Genomic DNA, 18,679 nt, shown 5'->3' on the forward strand with positions numbered 1-18,679 from the left:
CGGGAGACCGCCGGGAGACCGCCGGGAGACCGCCGGGAGACCGCCGGGAGACGGCGGGGGACGGCGGGCGCGGACGCTACAGACCCCGCGTCAGGTGGGTGGTGAGCAGCCGGGTGAAGCGGGCCGGGTCGGGCAGGTCCCCGCCCTCGGCGAGCAGCGCGCCGCCGTACACCAGCTCGGCGATCTCGGTCAGCGCCGGGTTCGCCGGGTCGGCCGCGTACGAGGTGCGCAGGGCGGTGATCAGCGGGTGGCCCGGGTTGAGCTCCAGGGTGCGCCGGACCGGGGGCATCTCCTGCCCGGTCGCCCGGAACATCTTCTCCAGGGTCGGGGAGATGTCGTCGGCGTCACCGACGATGCAGGCCGCGGAGGTGGTCAGCCGCGAGGACAGCCGGACCTGCTTCACCTGCTCGGAGAGCGCCGAGGTCAGCCAGGGCAGCAGTTCGGCGAAGTCCTGCTCGCGCCGGGTCCGCTCGGCCTCGGCCTCCTCGTCCTCGCCGGCCGCCTCGTCCAGGTCGACCTGGCCCTTGGCGATGGACTGGAACCGGTGGCCGTCGAAGGCGGGGATCCGGTCGGCCCAGATCTCGTCGATCGGGTCGCTGAGGACCAGCACCTCGTAGCCCTTGGCGGTGAACGCCTCCATGTGCGGGGAGTTCTCCACCGTGGCCCGGGTCTCGCCGGTCAGGTAGTAGATGGCGTCCTGGCCCTCCTTCATCCGCTCCACGTAGTCGCGCAGCGTGGTGGGCCGCTCGGTATCGTGGGTGGAGGGCAGCGACAGCAGCTCCAGCAGCGCCTGGGAGTTGTCGGGGTCCTCGACCAGGCCCTCCTTCAGCGCCCGGCCGAACTGGTCCCACAGCTTGGCGTAGCGCTCGGCGTCGTTGGCCTGCACCGACTTGAGCGCGCCGAGGACCTTCTTGACCAGGCGCCGCCGCACGGCCTGGATCTGGCGGTCGTGCTGCAGGATCTCCCGCGAGATGTTCAGCGACAGGTCGTGGGCGTCCACCACTCCCTTGACGAAGCGCAGGTAGTTCGGCATCAGCGCTTCGCAGTCGTCCATGATGAACACCCGCTTGACGTACAGCTGCACGCCGCGCTTGGTCTCGCGCGAGAACAGGTCGAACGGCGCCTGCGCGGGGACGAAGAGCAGCGCCTCGTACTCGAAGGTGCCCTCGGCGCGCATGTGGATGGTCTCGGCGGGGGCGAGCCAGTCGTGGCTGATCTGCTGGTAGAACTCGGTGTACTCGGCCTCGGTGACCTCGCTGCGCGGCCGGGCCCAGAGCGCCTTCATCGAGTTGAGCGTCTCGACGGCGGGCTCGGCGGCGGCGTCCTCGTCGGACCCGGTGCTGCCGGCGCCCTCGGCGGCCATCCGGATCGGCCAGCGGATGAAGTCCGAGTACTGCTTGACGATCTGGCGGATCTTCCACCCGGCCAGGTAGTCGGCCAGGCCGTCCTCGCCGTCCACCGGCTTGAGGTGCAGCGTGACCGAGGTGCCCACCGGCAGGCCGTCGACGGCCTGGAGCTCGTAGGTGCCCTCGCCGTCGGACTCCCACTGGGTGCCGGCGTCGGTACCGGCCCGCCGGGTACGCAGGGTGACCTTGTCGGCGACCATGAACGCCGAGTAGAAGCCGACGCCGAACTGTCCGATCAGGCTCTGCGCGGCGGCGGCGTCCTGGGACTCCTTGATCTTCTCCAGCAGGCCGGCGGTCCCGGACTTGGCGATGGTGCCGATCAGGTCGACCAGGTCGTCCCGGCTCATGCCGATCCCGTTGTCACGGACGGTCAGCGTGCGGGCCTCGCGGTCGACCTCCAGGGCGATGTGCAGGTCCGAGGTGTCGGCCCCGACGGTGGAGCCGGCCAGCGACTCCAGCCGCAGCTTGTCCAACGCGTCGGAGGCGTTGGAGATCAGCTCGCGCAGGAAGATGTCCTTGTTCGAGTAGATCGAGTGGATCACCAGCCGGAGCAACTGCCGGGTCTCGGCCTGGAATTCCAGCGTCTCGACACTACTGGCCACTCTGGGGCCCCTTTCAGCACGACAGCATGACGGTGTTGACGGCATCAACGGTACTGACGGTCATGACGGCACAACCAGTCACGACGGTGTCGACGGTGATGACGGACGGACACGGTACGGCTCCGCACGGAGACGTACCGGCCACCGGAATCGTAGGCCCTCCCCCCGGCGTGCCGGAGCGGAGCACGGACGGCGGCGGCCCGTACCGTCGGCGCATGTCCTTCGGCCTGCTCGCGGCCCTGGCCGCCGCCCTGCTCACCGGCTCCGCCACCGTGCTCCAGGCGGTCGGGGCCCGGCGCGCCTCGGCCGGGCTGCCGCCCGGCGGGGCGGCGGCGCTCGCCGGGGCGTTCCGGCAGTGGCCGTTCCTGGTGGGCGTCGGGATGGACATGCTCGGCTTCGGCGCCGAACTCCTCGCCCTGGACCGGCTCCCGCTGTACGAGGTCGAGGCGGTGCTGGCCTCCGCGCTCGCCGTGACCGCCGTCGGCGCCGCCCGGGTGCTGAAGGTGCGGCTGCGGCGCAGCGAGTGGGCCGGGGTGGCGGCGGTCTGCGCGGGGCTGTGCGTGCTCGCCGTGAGCGCCGGGCGGGACGGCCCCGGCCGGGGCAGCACGGCGCTGCGGCTCGGTGTGCTGCTCGCCTCGCTGCTGCTGATCGGCGCGGGCTGGGCCGTGGTCCGCTTCACCGATCACCGCCGGGCGCCGCTGCTGGGTCTGGTGGCCGGCCTCCAGTTCGGCGTGGTCGGCGTCGCCGTCCGGGTGCTGCCCGACCCCCGGCTGCCGGATCTGCTCACCGAACCCTCGGCCTATGCGATCGCGCTGGCCGGCCTCGGCGGTTTCGCCGCCCTCACCTGGGCCATGCAGACCGGGTCGGTCACGGCCGCGACCGCCGCGATGGTGCTCGGCGAGACGCTGGGCCCGGCCGTCGTCGGCGTCCTCCTCCTCGGCGACCACACCCGCCACGACCTCGCCCCGCTCGCCGTCCTGGGTTTCGCCGCCGCCGTGCTCGGTGCCCTCACCCTGGCCCGGTTCGGCGACGCCGAACAGCCGGCCGCGTCGGGAACGACGGCCTGAGGCGGTGACGGGGCGGGCGGCGAACGACGTCGGGGCGGGGCCGGGTGACCCCGCCCCGACGTCATCGGCCGCTCAGGGCTCGGAGGGCGCCCGGGTCAGTGGCGGCCGGCCTTCCGGCGGCGCACGACCAGGAAGGTGCCCGCCCCGACCAGGCCGAGGGCGGCCGTCAGGGTCAGGCCGATGTTCGCACCGGTGGAGGCCAGACTGTCCGGGCCGACCGCTGCGGCGGTCGGCGAGGGCGCCCCCGCGGCGGCGGCCGCGGCCGTCGGACCACCCGGGACGGTCGGGCGCGCCGAGGGGGAGGCCGACGCGGTGCCGCTCGTGGCGGGCGTGGTGGAGGCCGACGGCGACCCGGAGGAGGTGGCGCTCGGCGCCCCCGTGGCGGTCGGCGAGGTGGTGCCGGCCGGGGTGGTCGAGCCCGAGGGCGCGGGCGTCGACGGCTTCGTCGTGGCCGACGGGGTGGCGGACGGGGGGACCGGCGGCGTCACGGGCGGGGTGACCGGCGGCGTGGACGGCTGCGTGGACGGCGTGGTGTTCGTCGCCGGGCAGGTGTGCGAGAGGTTGAACCACTTCACCTCACCGCCGTTGACCTCGGCGGTGGCCGAGGTCAACTTCGCGCCGGGCGCGGATGCGACGTAGGCGTGCTTGGTGGTGGGCGGTCCGAAGGCGGTGACCACCTGTGGGGTGCCGTTATCGAAGGCGACCGTGAGCTTGACGAAGTCCGTCGAGTTGCCCGGGAGGACGAAGTGCCAGCCGTCCTGGCCCGGACCGATCGAGCCGCACTTCGCCTCGTGATCGCCGAAGCCGGTCGCGGTGACGGGGAGGTCCTGGTGGACCGGGACGCTGTAGATGCCGGCGCCGGCGAACGCCGAGGGCGCCGCGGAGAGGGTCAGGAAGCCGGCTGCCGCGGCCGTGAATATGGCGCGGGTGGTACGGGTGGCGTGCATGATCACCGTTCGTCATGGGTGGTGGGAGCGATGGGACCGTCCGGAGCGGCCGGTCGGCCCCCTCGTGTCCATCAGCGCCGCCCGCGCGTCCGGTGTCACACCTCCGACTGCAAGGGTCGGATCCGCGACCGCAGAGGGCGGGCGCCGGACGTCCTCACGGGGGCGGTCCGTCGCCGCCTCCGTCCACGGAAAGGCATGCCGGTCCGCCGAAGGATTTCGCCCCGGGTTCTCCGGGTTCTCCGGGTTCTCCGGGTTTGCGGCACCCCCGGATCCGCGGCCAAAAATTCCCGGAATCCTTCGCAACCGATGCGACGGATCGGCCGTCCATAGGAATGCAGGCCAAGGGGATGGCCTGCAACACACCATTCCTTGGGGGGAATCCACTCATGCGTGCCCGTTCCGCCATGGCCGTCGCCGCACTCACGGCCCTGGCCCTGACCCTGCCCGTCACCACCGCCTCGGCCACCCCGGCCGCCCCTCGGGCCCTGCCCGTCGGCCCCGGCCAGGCCACCGCCCCGGGCGCCTTCGTGCCGATCGGCCTCACCCGGGCGCTCGACACCCGCAGCGACCAGGAGAACCCGGCCGGGGCGGCCCGGAAGCTGCAGCCCGGGGAGAGCTTCGACGTCCCGCTCTCCGCCTGGCAGAACCACCCTCCGCGCGAGCTGCCCGTCGTCCCGGCGGACGCCACCGCCGTGGTGGTCAACGTGACCGCCACCAACACCACCGCCGCCGGCTACCTCACCGTCCGCCGCGACGGCGCCATGCCGGGGGCACCGGTCACGTCCACGCTCAACTTCGAGGCCGGCGAGACCGTCTCCAACATGATCACGGTCGCGGTCGACCCGCGCGGCGCGAACAGCAGCCCGCAGATCAACGTCTACAACAACGCCGGCACCACCGATGTCGTGGTCGACATCCTCGGCTACTACGCGCCCAGCACCCCGCAGCGGCCGGGCCACAAGTACGACCCGGTCCGCCCGACCAGGCTGGCCGACACCCGGGTCGAGGGCGGGCGCCTCGGCCGGGGCGGCGTCGTGACCGCCGACGTCGCCCGGCGGGACCTCGGCACGGCCGACGCCACGGCGGTGGTCCTGAACGTCACCGCCGTCGACCCGTCGACCGAGGGCTTCGTCGTCGCCCACCCGACCAGCTGGCCGCTGCCCGCCGAGGGCTCCCACCTCAACTACGGACCGGGGCGGACCGTCGCCAACCAGGTGGTGGTCCCGGTCGGCCCGGAGGGAACGATCGAGTTCTTCAACACCGGCTCCACCGACCTCGTGGTCGACATCGTCGGTTACTACGGCCCCTCGGGCCACAACCTCTACAGCGCGGTGACCGAGCAGGCACGCCTGCTGGACACCCGCCCCGGAGCGGGAGCCTGGGCCTTCAGCACGCTGGAGTTCCCGGTGGCCGGTCGCTCCGGGGTTCCGGACAACGCCACCGCCGTCACCCTGAACGTGACCGCCACCGAGCCGCAGGCCGACGGCCACCTGGCGGTCTTCGCCGCCGACGGGACCGCCGCCCGCCCCAGCACGTCGAACCTCAACTTCGACGCCGGCCGGACGGTCGCCAACGGCGTCGCCGCCCAGCTGGGCGGCAACCCCGGCTCCGTAGCCGTCTACCACCACGCCGCCGGCTTCACCCAGGTGATCGCCGACCTGACCGGCTGGTTCGTCCAGGGCTGACCGACACCTCGTCGCCCTCCCCGCGCCGCGGCGCGGGGAGGGCGACGGGGCGGCTGCTCCACCGTCCATCGCCGCGCCCCACCGCGGCGACGCCCGGCGGACCTTCATCACCCGTACTTCGGGGGGGCACAATCGGTCCGCAGGAAAAAGCCGCGCACGCCGGCCGGGTATTCGGCGTGCCCTGAATCACCGGCGAACGTTCCCGAAATCATTCGTCGTCGAAACGACGGCTCAGCCGTCCACAGAAACAGCAGACTGTCGAAACAGTCTGCAGTCCACCATTCCTCGGGGGGAATCCACTCATGCGTGCCCGTTCCGCCATGGCCGTCGCCGCACTCACGGCCCTGGTCCTGGCCCTGCCCGTCACCACCGCCTCGGCCGCGCCGGACACCGTCGCCGTCGGCGCCTCCTCCGCCGGGGCCACCGCCCCGGCCTCCTTCGTACCGCTCAACATCTCCCGGATCCTCGACACCCGTACCTACGACCAGACCCCGCTCCGCCGCCCCCGCGCGGTGGAGGCCGGCGAGACCTTCGCCTTCCCCGTCGCCGGCTGGAGCCACCACCCTCCGCAGGAGCTCACGGCCGTCCCGGACGACGCGACCGCCGTGGTCGTCAACGTGACCGCCACCGACACCACCGCGGACGGCTACCTGACCGTCCGCCCGGACGCGGCCGGCCAGACGGGGACACCGGCCACGTCCACGCTGAACTTCGAGGCAGGCCAGACGGTCTCCAACACGGCCACCGTCGCACTCTCCCCGCGCGGGACGAACCGCAGCCCGCGGATCAGCGTCTACAACAGCGCGGGCCGGACCAGTGTCGTCGTCGACATCCTCGGCTACTACGCACCCAGTACCCCGGAGCGGCGGGGCCAGAAGTACGACCCGGTCCGCCCGACCCGGCTGGCCGACACCCGGGTCGAGGGCGGGCGCCTCGGCTGGGGCGGCATCGTGACCGCCGACGTCGCCCGGGAGGACCTCGGCACGGCCGACGCCAAGGCCGTGGTCCTGAACGTCACCGCCGTCGACCCGTCGACCGAGGGCTTCGTGGTCGCCTACCCCTCCGGCACCACGCTGCCGCACCAGGGCTCCAACGTCAGCTACGGCCCCGGGCGGACCGTCGCCAACCAGGTCGTGGTCCCGGTCGGCGCGGACGGCAAGGTCAAGCTCTTCAACACCGGCTCCACCGAGCTCGTGGTCGACATCGTCGGCGCCTACGGCCCCTCGGGCCTGAACCTCTACAGCGCGGTGACCGACCAGACCCGGGTGCTGGACACCCGCTACGGATCCGGAACGCCAGCCTTCAGCACGCTCCGGTTCCCGGTGGCCGGTGTCGCCGGGGTTCCGGACAACGCCACCGCCGTCACCCTGAACGTGACCGCCACCGAGCCGCAGGCCGCCGGGCATCTGGAGGTCTTCGCCGCCGACGAGGCCGGCCGGCCCGGGACGTCGAGCCTCAACTTCAACGTCGGGCAGACGGTGGCCAACGCCGTCACCGCCCAGCTGGGCGGCAACCCCGGATCGGTGGACGTCTACCACCACTCCGCCGGGTCCACCCAGGTGATCGCCGACCTGACCGGCTGGTTCGTCCAGGGCTGACCGACACTCCGGGAACCCTCCTCGCGCGGCGGCGCGGGGAGGGTTCCCGGCCTGCCCCCAGGTGCCCTTTCGGGCCGGTCCGTGCCCCGGGCTGAACCCGCGAAGATCCCCGGAACGTTTCTTCAGTGTCCGTGCAGGCCACCCGAAGGAGCACCCACCGCCATGGGAAAGCGTCGCAAGCCCAGCCCCCCGAGCCGGGCCCGCCTGGCGGTCCTCACCACGGCCGTGGCCGGTGGGGCGGTGCTCGCCTCCGGCACGGCCCATGCCGAGCCCGCTCCCACCCTCGCCTCCGTCAAGGAGCAGGTGGACCGGCTGAACGAGGAGGCCGAGCAGGCGATCGAGCGCTTCAACGGCTTCCAGGAGAAGCAGCAGAAGCTCCAGGGCGAGGCCAACCGGATCCAGGAGAAGGTCGCCCGCGGCCAGGACGCCATGAACGAACTGCGCACCCAGCTCGGTGTGGTGGGCGCCGAGCAGTACCGCAACAACGGCATCGACCCGGGCATCCAGCTCATGCTGGACTCCGACCCGGCCAGCTACCTGGGGCGCGCCTCGGTGCAGGACCAGGTCGCCGGCTCGTGGACGAGCCTGCTCAAGCGGGCCCAGGACGAACAGCGCAAGCTCGACCAGGAGCGCGCCGAGGCCGCGGCCACCCTGGCCGACCTCGACGCCGTCGGCGCCTCGCTCAACGCCCAGAAGAGCGAGATCCAGGGCAAGCTCGCCCAGTCCGAGGCGCTGCTCAACAAGCTCAGCGCCGAGGAGCGCGCCAAGATCAACGCCCAGGAGGCGGCCGACAGGGCCAAGGCCGCCGCCCAGCAGGCCGCTGCCGCCGAGCGTGCCAAGGCCGCCGACAAGGAGGCCGCCGACAAGGCCAAGGCCGCCGCGAAGGAGGCGGCAGGCAAGGGCGCCGCCGCCCCTCAGACCGCAAGCCCGCAGACCTCAAATCCGCAGACCGCGACCCCGCAGTCCCCCGCCGCGAACACTCCCCCGCCGGCCGCGAACACCCCGGCACCGCCGGCCGCCGGTGGCCGCGCCGCCGCCATCGTGCAGTTCGCCTACGCCCAGCTCGGCAAGCCCTACGGCTGGAGCAAGACCGGCCCCAGCAGCTTCGACTGCTCCGGCCTCACCGGCGCCGCCTACCGCGCGGCCGACGTCAGCCTCCCCCGCACGTCCCAGGAGCAGTGGAAGGTCGGCACCCGGATCGGCCGCGGCGACCTCCAGCCCGGCGACCTGGTCTTCTTCTACCCCGACCTGCACCACGTGGGCGTCTACATCGGCGACGGCAAGATGATCCACGCTCCCCGGACCGGCAAGAACATCGAGGTCCTTTCGATCGGCGTCATGCCCTACATGGGCGCCGTCCGACCGTAGCGGCGGTTCGGGAGGCCGCCGCCGTGCCGTGGCGGCCTCCCGGCTTCCCGCTGCCTCCGTACTTGACCGCGCCGATCGGCCGGCCGGCGGATCAGCCGGCCAGGGTGTCCGCCAGCCAGGGGGTGATCACGGCCATCGCCTCGCCGAAGCGGGAGATGGCGCAGTGGCCGGTGTCCGGGATCAGCACGACCCCGGTGTCCCGGCGGCCCTCGAACACCAGGGTGTCCTCCACCGGCACATGGACGTCCTCGGTGCCGTTGACCACCAGCATCGGCCCGTTGGCGTCCTGGTCCAGCAGTGCGCGCAGGTCGAAGGCGGCGAAGGCCGCCTCGCGCTCGGCCGTGCCGGGCAGCGCGTCGAAGCCCAGGGCGTTGCCGACGATGCCGTCCATGCCGAAGGCGAAGCCGCGCCCCGGGGCGAAGGACCGCTCGACCGGGCCGCCGAGCACCACGGCGGCGTCCACCGCGCCGGTCAGTCCGGTCCGGGCGGAGTAGTAGCCGCCCATCGAGATGCCGAAGTGGCCGACCCTGCCGTTGCCGATCGTGCGGGCGAAGGCGACCAGCCCGGCGATCACCTCGGCCCCGCCGTCCGGGGTCATCGGCAGGTGGGCGGTCTCCCCGGTGCCGGCGAGGTCGAACAGCAGCAGCCGGGCGGGCAGGGCGAGCGCGAGCTGCTCCCACATGCCGTGCAGGTCGGTCTTCCAGGAGTCCACCCCGCCGCTGGCCAGGACCACCGGCGCGTCGGCGGGCAGTCCGGGCGCCGCCATCAGATGGACCGGCAGGCGGGCCTCGCCGCCGCGGTACGGGACGGTGAGCGTGCGGCGCTCGAACTCCACCGGGAAGTCCGGGGCGGCGAGGACGTACTGCTCGACCTGGCGGGTGAGCGCGGTGCGCTTCGGACCGTCGGCCAGGGCCGGGAACTTGGCCCAGCCGTACGCCTGCGCGGCCAGGCGGTGGTTGCCGGCGTCCGCGTGCCGGGCGGCGAGCGCGGACCACTCGTGCACCCAGCCGCCGGGCCGGTCGGGCCACATCTCGGTGATCGCGGCGCGGACCGCGTCCACCTCCTCGGCGGGGAGGCCGAGGGTCATCTGGGGGTAGCGCTCGACGAACAGGTCCTGCGGGTCCACGGGCCAGGTGAAGGACATGGTGCCTCCCATTGCACTTAAAGCCAGAACGCTTGCGTTAACGACTATGCGCCTGGACAGCACTTAACGCAAGTAGCCTTGCGTTAAGGTGGTGGGCGAGGTGATCGACACATGACCGAGGAAGACGCGGAGCCGATCCGCCGCCGCCCGGGCGGCCGCGCCGCGCGGGTGCGCCAGGCCGTTCTGGCCGCCGCTCTGGAGGTACTGGCCGAGGAGGGCGTCGCCCGGTTCGGCATCGCCGCGGTCGCGGCCCGGGCGGGCGTCAACGAGACCACGGTGTACCGGCGTTGGGGTACCCGGGAGAAACTCGTCCTGGACGCCATGCTGGCCGGGAGCACCGAGGGCATCCCCGTCCCCGACACCGGTGACGTCCGCACCGACCTGGCCGCCTTCGCCCGCGCGCTGGCCGACTACCTCGCCACTCCGGCGGGCCGCGCGGTCGCCCGGGCGGCCGCGCTGAGCTCCGACGACCCCGGCCTGGCCGAGGCCTGGGAAACGTTCTGGCAGTCCCGCCTGGAACTGGCCGGCGCCATCGTCGAGCGGGCGGTCGAACGCGGGGAACTCCCCGCCGGCACCGACACCGGTCTCGCCCTGGAGCTGCTCTGCTCCCCCCTCCAGACCCGCGCCCTGCTCGGCCACCGCCCGATCGAGCCGGACCTGCCGGAGCGCCTCGCGGACACCGTCCTGGACGGCCTGCGGGGACGGGGCTGAGATCCGGGGCCGTACGCGCACAGGGGTCCGGGCGGGTGCCGCCCGGACCCCTGTGGCGGTGGGTCAGACCGTGACGCGGACGGTCGAGACGGCCAGTTCCGCGTCACCGAGGTCGACGCCCCCGGTACCGCCGGAGCCGGTGGCGGACCAGTGGCCGCCCGTACGCCGCCCGGTGAAGCGGATCTCGTACGTCCCGGCACCCAGGTCCGGCCAGGACACGGTCGAACGCGAGACGGCGCCGGCGGTGGCGGAGAAGTGCCGGTCCTGGTCGCTCCGGTGCTCCAGGCGCTCACCGCCGTCCGGCGCGGCAACGACCTCGTAGAGGGCGGCACGGCCGGCGATGTCGGCGGTGTCGGCCTGGTAGCAGAAGCCCCAGTAGTACTCGGCGCGGACGAGCGCCTCGGCCAGGATGCCCCTGGTGGCCGGGCCGCCGTCCTCGAACTCCGCCGGACCGGCCTCGACGTGGGAGCGGGCCCGCGACCAGCCGCCGCTGCCGTAGCCCTCCACCGTGGCACCGACGACCCAGCCGCCCGTGCCCGTCACCGACGGCGCGGCGGGCGGGGCCGGGCGCGGGGGCGGCACGAAGTCCTCCACGCCCCGGTGGACCATCAGCAGCGCGCTCCGCCGGTCCCCCTCGGGCCCGTCGGTGAGGGCGAGCAGGCCCGGGGTGTGCCGGGAGTCGTGCCCCTCGACCGCGACCGGCGGCGTCCAGGCCGCGCCGTCGAACACGGTGTGGAGCAACTGCGGGCCGCCCCGGCCGGGGAGGACGGCGTGCAGGGCGCCGTCCGACGAGACCAGCGCGACGTTCGCGGCGACCGCGGCCGCGACCTCGACGGGTGCCGTCCAGGCCGCGCCGTCGAACACCACGTGCACAAGGCGGCCGGTGTCGTCCCCGGCGAGGACGTGGATGTTGTCCCCGTGCCCGGCGGCGGCCAGGAACGACGCTCCCGCGAGCGCCTCGACGGGCCCCGCCACGCGCCGCCACTGCTCCGACGCCTCGTCACGGACGCAGTGGACGCCGCCCTCGACGCCCGGGACGAAGGCGTGCAGCGCGCCCCGGAACGGGACCAGGGCCGCACCCGTCGCACCGGGGACGGGAAGCGCGCGGCCCTCCCGCCACACCCGGGCCGTGTCCGCCCCGGCTCCCCGCGGTCGGCCGTAGGTGAGCTCCACGAGCTGCGCCGGCGAGTCCGGCTCCTCGGCGTCCCGCACCGTCAACAGGACGTGGACGGCGCCGTTGTGCACGGCCGCGGCCGGCGCACCGGTGCTCACCGCGTTCTCGTACCGGACGCGGGTGCTGCCCTCGTAGTGGACCGCCGTGTCGACGACGGCGTCCGGGGCCCAGGTGACCGCCTCCGCCACCGCCGACTCGGCGGCCGCGATCGCGGCGTCCGGGTCGTCCTGCTCGGCCGCCCCGTCCTTCGACGCGGCCTTCAACGCGTCCAGCTCCGCCGCCCGCAGCCGCGCCCCGGCCGGGACGAACCCGGTCCACCACAGGTCGAGGACGTCGTGCTCGCCCTTGCCGTACGGCTCGCCGACGTGCAGGCACAGCAGTTCGTCGTCGAGCGCCACCAGGACCGGCTCGGCCGCGCTCCGGTGGCCGGGGAACCGCGAGTCCGGCCCCCAGCCACCCTCCCGGCGGTACACCGACCGCCACAGGTTCCGGTCGTCCACCGTCTGATCGGCCATCAGCCGTGCTCCCCGCTCGTTCCACCGCCCGCCCCCGGACGGGCGGGCCTCCCTGCCCCGGAACGTAGCCCGCCGCCCACCCCCGCGCGGGCAGTGGCCCGAACCGGCCACACCACGGCCGGGGAACGGCTCGAACGGCGCCCCCTAGCGCAGTACCCGGTAGCGGAGGTGGACGACTTTGGAGGTGAAGGTGCGGGTCTCCAGGAGTTCGAGGTCCTGCCGGCGCTCGTGCCGGGGGAAGAACGGGATGCCGCCGCCGACCAGCACCGGGTGCACCCGGGGCCGGTACTCGTCGATCAGGCCCGCGGCGGCCACCGCGGCGGCGAGGGTCGCACCGCCGATGGCGATCTCGCCCTCCCCCGGCTCGGCCCGCAGCCGGGCGATCTCCTCCGCGACCGTGCCGGTGGCCAGCCGGGCGTTGCCCCGCACCTCCGACAGCGTGGTGGAGAACACCACCTTCGGGAGCGGGTTCCAGAGCGCCGTCCACTCCCGCTCGACCTCGTCGAGGGACTGGTCCTCCTCGGCGGTCTCCCAGTACAGCATCGTCTCGTACAGCCGGCGCCCCATCAGATGGACGCCCACCCCCCGGAGCTCGTCGAGCGCGAGCCGGAACACCTCCTCGTCCGGCCCCGACCAGTCGAAACCGCCGTCGGGCCCGACGATGTAACCGTCGAGCGACATGCCCATCGAGTACGTCACCTTGCGCATACCGGCTCTCCTCCGCGTCACCGGCCTCCGACAGTAGGGCCCGGGGACGCGGCGAGGGCCGTCCTGTCCGGCGGGATCCCCCGGACGGAGTCACCCCGCCTGCGCGGCCGCCCCCCGCCGACCGCCGCGCGGCAGGATATTCGGTCGGCCGGGGCGCGCCGCGCCGCTAGGTTGGCCGCCATGGCACTGACGAAGATCCACCTTTCCTCCGGCCGCTCGATCGAGCTCTCCGACGTGCGGCTGTCCTCGACGTACGGGGGCTTCCTGGAGGGGTATCCGTTCCGGCGGATCAACGACCTCAAGCTGGAGCGCGAGCTCAGGAACGCCCGGGAGGCCGCGCCCTCGGTGCCCGTGCACCTGGTCGACCCGGTCCGGCACCTCCCGGACGACACCCCGGGCGCCTTCGGACCGGTGGAGGTGCTGCCGGCCGTGACCTGCGTCGGACGCTTCACCTCCCGGCCGGTCGGTCCCGGCCGGGACGCGGTGTCGTACTACTCGGCCCTGACCCTCGTGTGGTTCCAGGACACCCCCGTCCTCCCCTCGGAGGAGGACGCCGACACCGCGCTCCGGGACCTCCGCTGGGAGGACCTCGCCGAGGACTTCGAGATCTAGGATCCCGCCCGGGGCGGCTCAGCCGATGGTGATCCTGAAGATCTTGTCCGAGCCGTCCGGCTGGTTGCCGTTGTTGTCCGCGTTGGTGGTGGTCAGCCAGAGCTGGTCGGCGCCGGGGACCTTGCTGACGGTGCGCAGGCGGCCGTAGGTGCCGACGTAGTAGGAGGTCGCGGTGCCGACCGACTCGGTGTCGCCGTTGATCGGGATCCGGTACATCCGGGTGCCGCGCAGCGCCGCCAGGTAGACCACGTTGCGGACGATGGCGATGCCGCTCGGGGAGGCGAGGTTGACCGGCCAGCTGGCCTTGGGGTCGGTCATTCCGGACTTGCCGCAGGTGCCCTCGCAGGTCGGCCAGCCGTAGTTGGCGCCCGGCTTGATCAGGTTGAGCTCGTCGTACTTGGAGTCGCCGAACTCGGCCTCCCAGAGCCGTCCGTTGCGGTCGAAGGCGAGGCCCTGCGGATTGCGGTGGCCGAGGCTGTAGACGTAGTTGTTGAACGGGTTGCCCGGGGCGGGCTTGCCCGCGGTGGTCATCCGCAGGATCTTCCCGTTGAGGGAGTTCTTGTCCTGCGCGAGGTCGGGCGTCTGGCCGTCGCCGGTGGTGGCGTAGAGGTAGCCGTCCGGGCCGAAGGCCAACCGGCCGCCGTTGTGGTAGCGGTTCTTCTTGATGCCCTGGAGCAGAACCGTGTAGCCGGAGAGGGTGCTGCCGTTGTAGGTCATGCGGACGATCCGGTTGCCCTCGGCGGCGGTGTGCATGAAGTACACGTAGTGGTTGGTGGACCAGTTGGGGTCGACGGCCACGCCGAGCAGGCCGCCCTCGCCGTCGGTGGTGACGGTGTTGGGCACGGCGCCGATCGCCGTCCTGGTACCGCTCTTGGCCTGCTTGAAGACCTTGAAGCTGTCCCGCTCGGTGACCAGCGCGCTGGAGCCGTCCGGCATCCAGGAGATGCCCCAGGGCACGGTCCAGCCACTGCTGAGGGTGGTCGGCGAGCCCGGGACGCCGCCGTCGGCCGGACAGGCGGCGGTGGTGAAGGAGACCGGGGCGGAGGCCGGGGAGACGCCGCCCGCGGCGTCCTTGGCGACCACGGTCAGGGTGAACGGCGCGTCGCAGGCCAGGCCGGTGACGGTGGTGCCGGTGGCCGGCGGGGTGCCGGTGACGGTGGCCAGCGCGGCGCCGCCGCTGCGGACCTCGTACGCCACCACGCCCTTGTCGTCGGTGGCCGCCGCCCAGTCGAGCTTGGCGGAGGTGGCGGTGACGGCGGAGACGGTGGGGGCGCCGGGCGCGCTCGGCGGCGGGTCGTCCCCGGCACCGGTGGTGCAGTCGACGGCGACGCTCGCCGGGGAGGCGTTGCCGGCGGCGTCCCGGGCGATCACGCTGAGGTTGTAGGTGGTGCCGGGGGTGAGGCCGGTGAGCGCCTTGGCGGTGGTGTCGCCGGGTGTCTCGGCGAGCTTGTTGCCGTGCTCGTAGATGTCGTACGCGGTGACGCCGACGTTGTCGGTGGCGGCCGGCCAGCCGAGGGTCAGGCCGTTGGGGCCGACGGCGCTGCAGGACGGCTGACCCGGGCGGCTCGGCGCGGTGGTGTCGGCCGCGGCGGTGCCGACGGTGAGCCGGTCCAGGTTGGGGCCGCCGTTGGCGGTGGTCGCGGTGGCGCGCACGGTGTTGGTCCCGGCCCTGAGCGGCGCGTTCAGCGTCCGGGCGGCCCAGGTGTTCCAGTCCGCGGTGGCCGGGAAGGAGACGCCGGCGGCGACCACGGTGCCGTTGACGGAGATGTCCATCGGGCGGTCGACGGCGGTGCCGTTGGCGTAGCGGAAGGTCAGCGGGGCGGTGCCGGCCGAGGTGGCGCCGACGCCGAACTCGACGTAGGAGCCGGCCACGTTGGTGTAGTCGACGAAGCCGGTGCCGGTGTACCCGGTGTGGTTGGTGGCCACGGCGCCCTGGACGACGGTGGCGTCCTCGGCCTGGTGGTCGGTGGCGGCGAACCGGGGTCGTGGCTGGGCCTGGGCCGGGGGGACGGTCGCGGTGGTGATGATCAGTGCGGCGACGGCGAGACCCACGCCGCCTGCGGATGTCGGACGCATGCGCTCCTCCAGGGGGTCAGCGGACGGTGATCCGGTCGAGGTTGGGGCCGCCGTCGGCGGTGGTCGAGGTGAACCGGACGGTGTTGACCCCGGCCTTCAGCGACACCGGCAGGGCCGCGGTCGCCCAGGTGTCCCAGTTCGCGGTCGGGGCGAAGGTGCGCCCGGCGGCGATCCGGGTGCCGTTGACGGCGATGTCCATCGGCCGGCCGGCGGCGGTGCCGTTGGCGTAGCGCAGCTCCAGCGAGGCCGTCGAGGCGGCCGCCGCCCGGACCGTCCACTCGGCATAACTCCCCGGCGTGTTCTCCAGGTTGACGAACCCGGCACCGCTGTGGCCGGTGTGGTCGGTGTCGACGGTGCCCTGCGAGACCCGTGCCTCGTCCGCCCGGAAGACCCCGGAGGGGCCGGGGACCAGCTGGTAGCCGCGCATCTCCCTGGTCAGCAGATAGCAGTCCTGGAGCGAGCCGGAGGTGTCGCCGAGCGAGCGGTAGATGCCCCACTTGGGCCGCACCCGGTCGGCGAGGAAGGTGTCGACGCCGGTCCGCTCGATGTCGACGACGGTGGCGCCGGCGCTGCGCAGGATCCACCGGACCGAGCCGGAGGAACCGTCCCCCACCGTGATCCGGAAGTCCACGTCCACCCAGCGGTCGTGCAGCGGGTCCAGGCTGGTTCGCCCCACCAGGACGTCGCTGATGGGGAGTTGGAGCTCGATGGTCTGCGCACCGCCGACCCGGCGCAGCGACTGGACGACGATCGGCGAGGTGCCGTTGCCGGGCTGCTTGATCTGCATGATGTGGGTGAAGCTGGTGGTGGCCTTCAGCACGGACGGGATGTACATCGCGTAGGTGGTCCGCCAGGTCTGACCGGACTTCCACTCCAGGAAGGCGCCGCCCGCCGGGCTGCGCATTCCGGTGACCTCCTGCCGCTGCCGGTCGGTGGCGGAGTCCCGGTCGACCGTGTGCATGGTCCAGCGGTAGGTGTCGCCCTCGGCCCGGATGTGCGGGTGCCCGGCGGGGTGGGAGTCGGCGCGGTCGTCCTCGACCGTCTCGAAGGCGGCGAGCCCGTCGGCGGCGGCCGAGGGGGCCCAGCGCTGCTGCCAGCTGGAGACGCTGAGCGCGGCGGCCGGGGCGGCGGCATCGGCAGCGGCAACGGTGGCGGCAGCGGTGGCGGTGGTTCGGGGAAGTCCGACGGTGGCGGCGGCGGAGAGCGCGGCACCGAGGACGGTTCGACGGGTGGGCCTGTTCACGTGACTCCTTGCGGTCGGGGGGAGAACGCCGGAGAGCAGCGGAAGGGGAGCGCGGCGGGAGTGGGGTCCCGCTCGCTGGGACGGACGGGCCGTCAGGGCAGGTGACGTACAGAATCCCGGCGTGAGGGTGCACGGTCAAGGCATTTGGTTAGGAAACTTTCCCAATTATTGCCAGCGGCACCGCACCGGGCCACCGCGACGCCGCCCTCGAACGGGTGATGACGGGTCAGCACTCGACCGGTCACGGGCCGGTCCCGGTCCGGGTGGTGGCGGTTCCCGGGGCGGGCGGCCGGGTAGCTCCGGGGCGGGCCGGGACCGAGGGGGGGACCATGGCGCTGTACTGCGAACTGTGCGGCTCCCGGACGGACGGGGTCGAACGGCTCGGCGTCTACTGCCCGGGCGAGTACTGCGGCACCGACCTGCGGGCCGGGGCGGACGCCGGGGTGCGGGCCTGGTGCGAACCGGAGCGCCGGTTCGGGGTGGCCGGTGGCACGGTGCTGGTGGACCTGCTGGTGTGCAACGCCGGGCCGCGGGCCACGGGCTTCCACCTCGAACCGGTCGAACCCGTGCGCGGGCGGCTGGACTTCGACCGGCGGGCGGCCGAGGCACCGCTCGCTTCCGGGGCGACCCGGCGGATCGAGCTGCGGTACTCCGTGCCGTTGGACCTGGTAGGGCCGGCCCTCGACATCGCCTCCCGCTTCGGCGTACCGGCGGCCGACGTCGTGGGCCGGGCGCAGGGTGCGCTGCCCTCCCGGTTCGGCGTCGCGCTGCGGGTGGCCGCGACCTCGGCCCACCAGGGGGCGGCCTGCGCGGCGTTCGCGGTGGACGTGCCCGGGCAGTTCGACGTCGACCTGCATCGGGACGGCGACCGGGGCCGCGACGACGGGAGCAGCGGTGGCCGGAGCAGCGGCGGGGACGGCGGGCGAGGCGGCGGGCGGCCCTCGCCCGGGCGGCCGTCGACGCCGGGGCGCCCGCAGCGGCCCGGGCGGCCGGACGGTGGGACCGGCGGTCGGACCGGCGGTGGCTGCGGACCCCTGGTGATCGCCGTGCTGGTGGCGGTCGTGGCGGTGCTGGTGGCGGTCTTCGTGGTGCTCGGCCGCGGCCGGGACGGCGGCACCTCCACGGCGGGACCGGGCGCGGGCGCTGTCTCCGCGCAGCCCGTCCCGGCCCAGGTCACCTCGGCGTTCTCACCCGCATCGGTGAGCGGGCGCCCCGGGAGCGTGAGCGGTAGCGGCGGCGGGAACGGGGGCGGGAAGGTGAAGCCCTCGCCCCCCGTCCCGCCCCGGTCCACCTCGCCCAGCACCCCGCCCAGCACCCCGCCCACCCGTTCGCCCACCCCCCGAACGGTCGTGCTCCCGTCCCTGGCCGGGCTCGACGAGGCCACCGCCGAGGCAGAGCTCAAGGACCTCGGCCTGCGCTCGACCGCCGCCACCGTCACCGCCGGCCGGCTGCCCGCGCTCCAGGTCCTCGCCACCGACCCGGCCGCCGGCACCGAGGTCCCGGCGGGGGCGACCGTCGTCCTGCGGGTCTCGGACGGGCGGGCGCCGGTCCCCGCCGTCGCGGGCCTCACCCGCGCCGACTCCGAGAAGCTGCTCCGGGACCTCCACTTCACCAAGGTCACCGTCTTCAGCGAACAGGACGGCACCAAGCCCCTGAACCAGGCGCTCCGCACCGACCCTCCCGCCGGCACGGTGGTCGCCCTGGACGCACCGGTCACGCTCTGGTTCGCGATCAGACCCATCATTCGCTGAGCCACGGCCCACCCCGGGCCCGCATACGGCGACGTGCCGCGGCCCGGTGGGTGCACCCCACCGGGCCGCGGC

At 73.8% G+C, this 18,679-nt stretch carries 14 protein-coding genes and 1 pseudogene; 7 read left to right on the forward strand and 8 right to left on the reverse strand.

What is annotated here, in order from left to right:
* Positions 1–76 precede the first annotated feature (76 nt).
* Positions 77–2,008: a molecular chaperone HtpG gene (htpG, locus tag IF01_RS0110405; protein ID WP_030393037.1), complete on the reverse strand. Its 1,932-nt coding sequence runs from the start codon at positions 2,006–2,008 to the stop codon at positions 77–79.
* A gap of 215 nt (positions 2,009–2,223) precedes the next feature.
* On the opposite strand from htpG, the gene IF01_RS0110410 reads away from it, so the two are divergent.
* Positions 2,224–3,075 (forward strand): hypothetical protein, encoded by an 852-nt coding sequence (locus IF01_RS0110410; RefSeq protein WP_030393038.1) that lies wholly within the window; start codon positions 2,224–2,226, stop codon positions 3,073–3,075.
* Between the two features lie 95 nt (positions 3,076–3,170).
* Here the strand turns inward: IF01_RS0110410 and IF01_RS0110415 are convergent, their stop codons facing one another.
* The gene (locus IF01_RS0110415) at positions 3,171–4,022 is read right to left on the reverse strand and encodes a hypothetical protein (RefSeq protein ID WP_030393039.1); all 852 of its coding nucleotides are present in this window, start codon (positions 4,020–4,022) and stop codon (positions 3,171–3,173) included.
* Positions 4,023–4,408: 386 nt separating this feature from the next.
* Between IF01_RS0110415 and IF01_RS48170 the strand changes: the two genes are divergently transcribed.
* The 3 genes from IF01_RS48170 (at position 4,409) to IF01_RS0110430 (ending at position 8,673) form a co-directional block, all read left to right on the forward strand.
* Complete coding sequence (locus tag IF01_RS48170) at positions 4,409–5,707, forward strand: hypothetical protein (protein WP_030393040.1); 1,299 nt, start codon at positions 4,409–4,411, stop codon at positions 5,705–5,707.
* Between the two features lie 302 nt (positions 5,708–6,009).
* Positions 6,010–7,305, forward strand: coding sequence for a hypothetical protein (locus IF01_RS0110425; protein ID WP_030393041.1), 1,296 nt, complete (start codon positions 6,010–6,012; stop codon positions 7,303–7,305).
* Positions 7,306–7,467: 162 nt separating this feature from the next.
* Positions 7,468–8,673 (forward strand): C40 family peptidase, encoded by a 1,206-nt coding sequence (locus IF01_RS0110430; RefSeq protein ID WP_030393042.1) that lies wholly within the window; start codon positions 7,468–7,470, stop codon positions 8,671–8,673.
* A 91-nt stretch (positions 8,674–8,764) separates the two neighbouring features.
* Here IF01_RS0110430 and IF01_RS0110435 read toward each other — a convergent pair whose 3' ends face one another.
* Positions 8,765–9,817, reverse strand: a complete 1,053-nt coding sequence (locus tag IF01_RS0110435; RefSeq protein ID WP_030393043.1) for an alpha/beta hydrolase — start codon at positions 9,815–9,817, stop codon at positions 8,765–8,767.
* A gap of 111 nt (positions 9,818–9,928) precedes the next feature.
* Here IF01_RS0110435 and IF01_RS0110440 point away from each other — a divergent pair, with 111 nt between their 5' ends.
* Positions 9,929–10,528: a TetR/AcrR family transcriptional regulator gene (locus tag IF01_RS0110440; protein ID WP_030393044.1), complete on the forward strand. Its 600-nt coding sequence runs from the start codon at positions 9,929–9,931 to the stop codon at positions 10,526–10,528.
* Between the two features lie 63 nt (positions 10,529–10,591).
* Here IF01_RS0110440 and IF01_RS0110445 read toward each other — a convergent pair whose 3' ends face one another.
* The gene (locus tag IF01_RS0110445) at positions 10,592–12,217 is read right to left on the reverse strand and encodes a hypothetical protein (RefSeq protein WP_030393045.1); all 1,626 of its coding nucleotides are present in this window, start codon (positions 12,215–12,217) and stop codon (positions 10,592–10,594) included.
* Between the two features lie 144 nt (positions 12,218–12,361).
* Positions 12,362–12,925, reverse strand: coding sequence for a dihydrofolate reductase family protein (locus tag IF01_RS0110450; protein ID WP_030393046.1), 564 nt, complete (start codon positions 12,923–12,925; stop codon positions 12,362–12,364).
* Between the two features lie 180 nt (positions 12,926–13,105).
* Between IF01_RS0110450 and IF01_RS0110455 the strand changes: the two genes are divergently transcribed.
* Positions 13,106–13,537 carry a hypothetical protein gene (locus IF01_RS0110455; RefSeq protein WP_030393047.1) on the forward strand — a complete coding sequence of 144 codons (432 nt, stop codon included), beginning with the start codon at positions 13,106–13,108 and terminating at the stop codon, positions 13,535–13,537.
* An 18-nt stretch (positions 13,538–13,555) separates the two neighbouring features.
* Here IF01_RS0110455 and IF01_RS0110460 read toward each other — a convergent pair whose 3' ends face one another.
* The 3 genes and pseudogenes from IF01_RS0110460 to IF01_RS0110465 all read right to left on the reverse strand — a co-directional run.
* Positions 13,556–15,613: a PQQ-dependent sugar dehydrogenase gene (locus IF01_RS0110460; RefSeq protein ID WP_030393048.1), complete on the reverse strand. Its 2,058-nt coding sequence runs from the start codon at positions 15,611–15,613 to the stop codon at positions 13,556–13,558.
* A gap of 16 nt (positions 15,614–15,629) precedes the next feature.
* Positions 15,630–16,040 carry a carbohydrate-binding protein gene (locus IF01_RS49835; RefSeq protein ID WP_244215490.1) on the reverse strand — a complete coding sequence of 137 codons (411 nt, stop codon included), beginning with the start codon at positions 16,038–16,040 and terminating at the stop codon, positions 15,630–15,632.
* Positions 16,020–16,856: pseudogene (locus tag IF01_RS0110465) on the reverse strand (hypothetical protein); the annotation flags it as partial. The pseudogene IF01_RS0110465 and the gene IF01_RS49835, both read right to left, overlap by 21 nt.
* Positions 16,857–17,185: 329 nt before the next feature.
* On the opposite strand from IF01_RS0110465, the gene IF01_RS0110470 reads away from it, so the two are divergent.
* Positions 17,186–18,607, forward strand: a complete 1,422-nt coding sequence (locus tag IF01_RS0110470) for a PASTA domain-containing protein (protein WP_030393050.1) — start codon at positions 17,186–17,188, stop codon at positions 18,605–18,607.
* Positions 18,608–18,679: the final 72 nt, after the last annotated feature.

It is taken from the genome of Kitasatospora purpeofusca, assembly GCF_000718025.1.
In the GTDB taxonomy this organism is placed as follows: domain Bacteria; phylum Actinomycetota; class Actinomycetes; order Streptomycetales; family Streptomycetaceae; genus Kitasatospora; species Kitasatospora purpeofusca.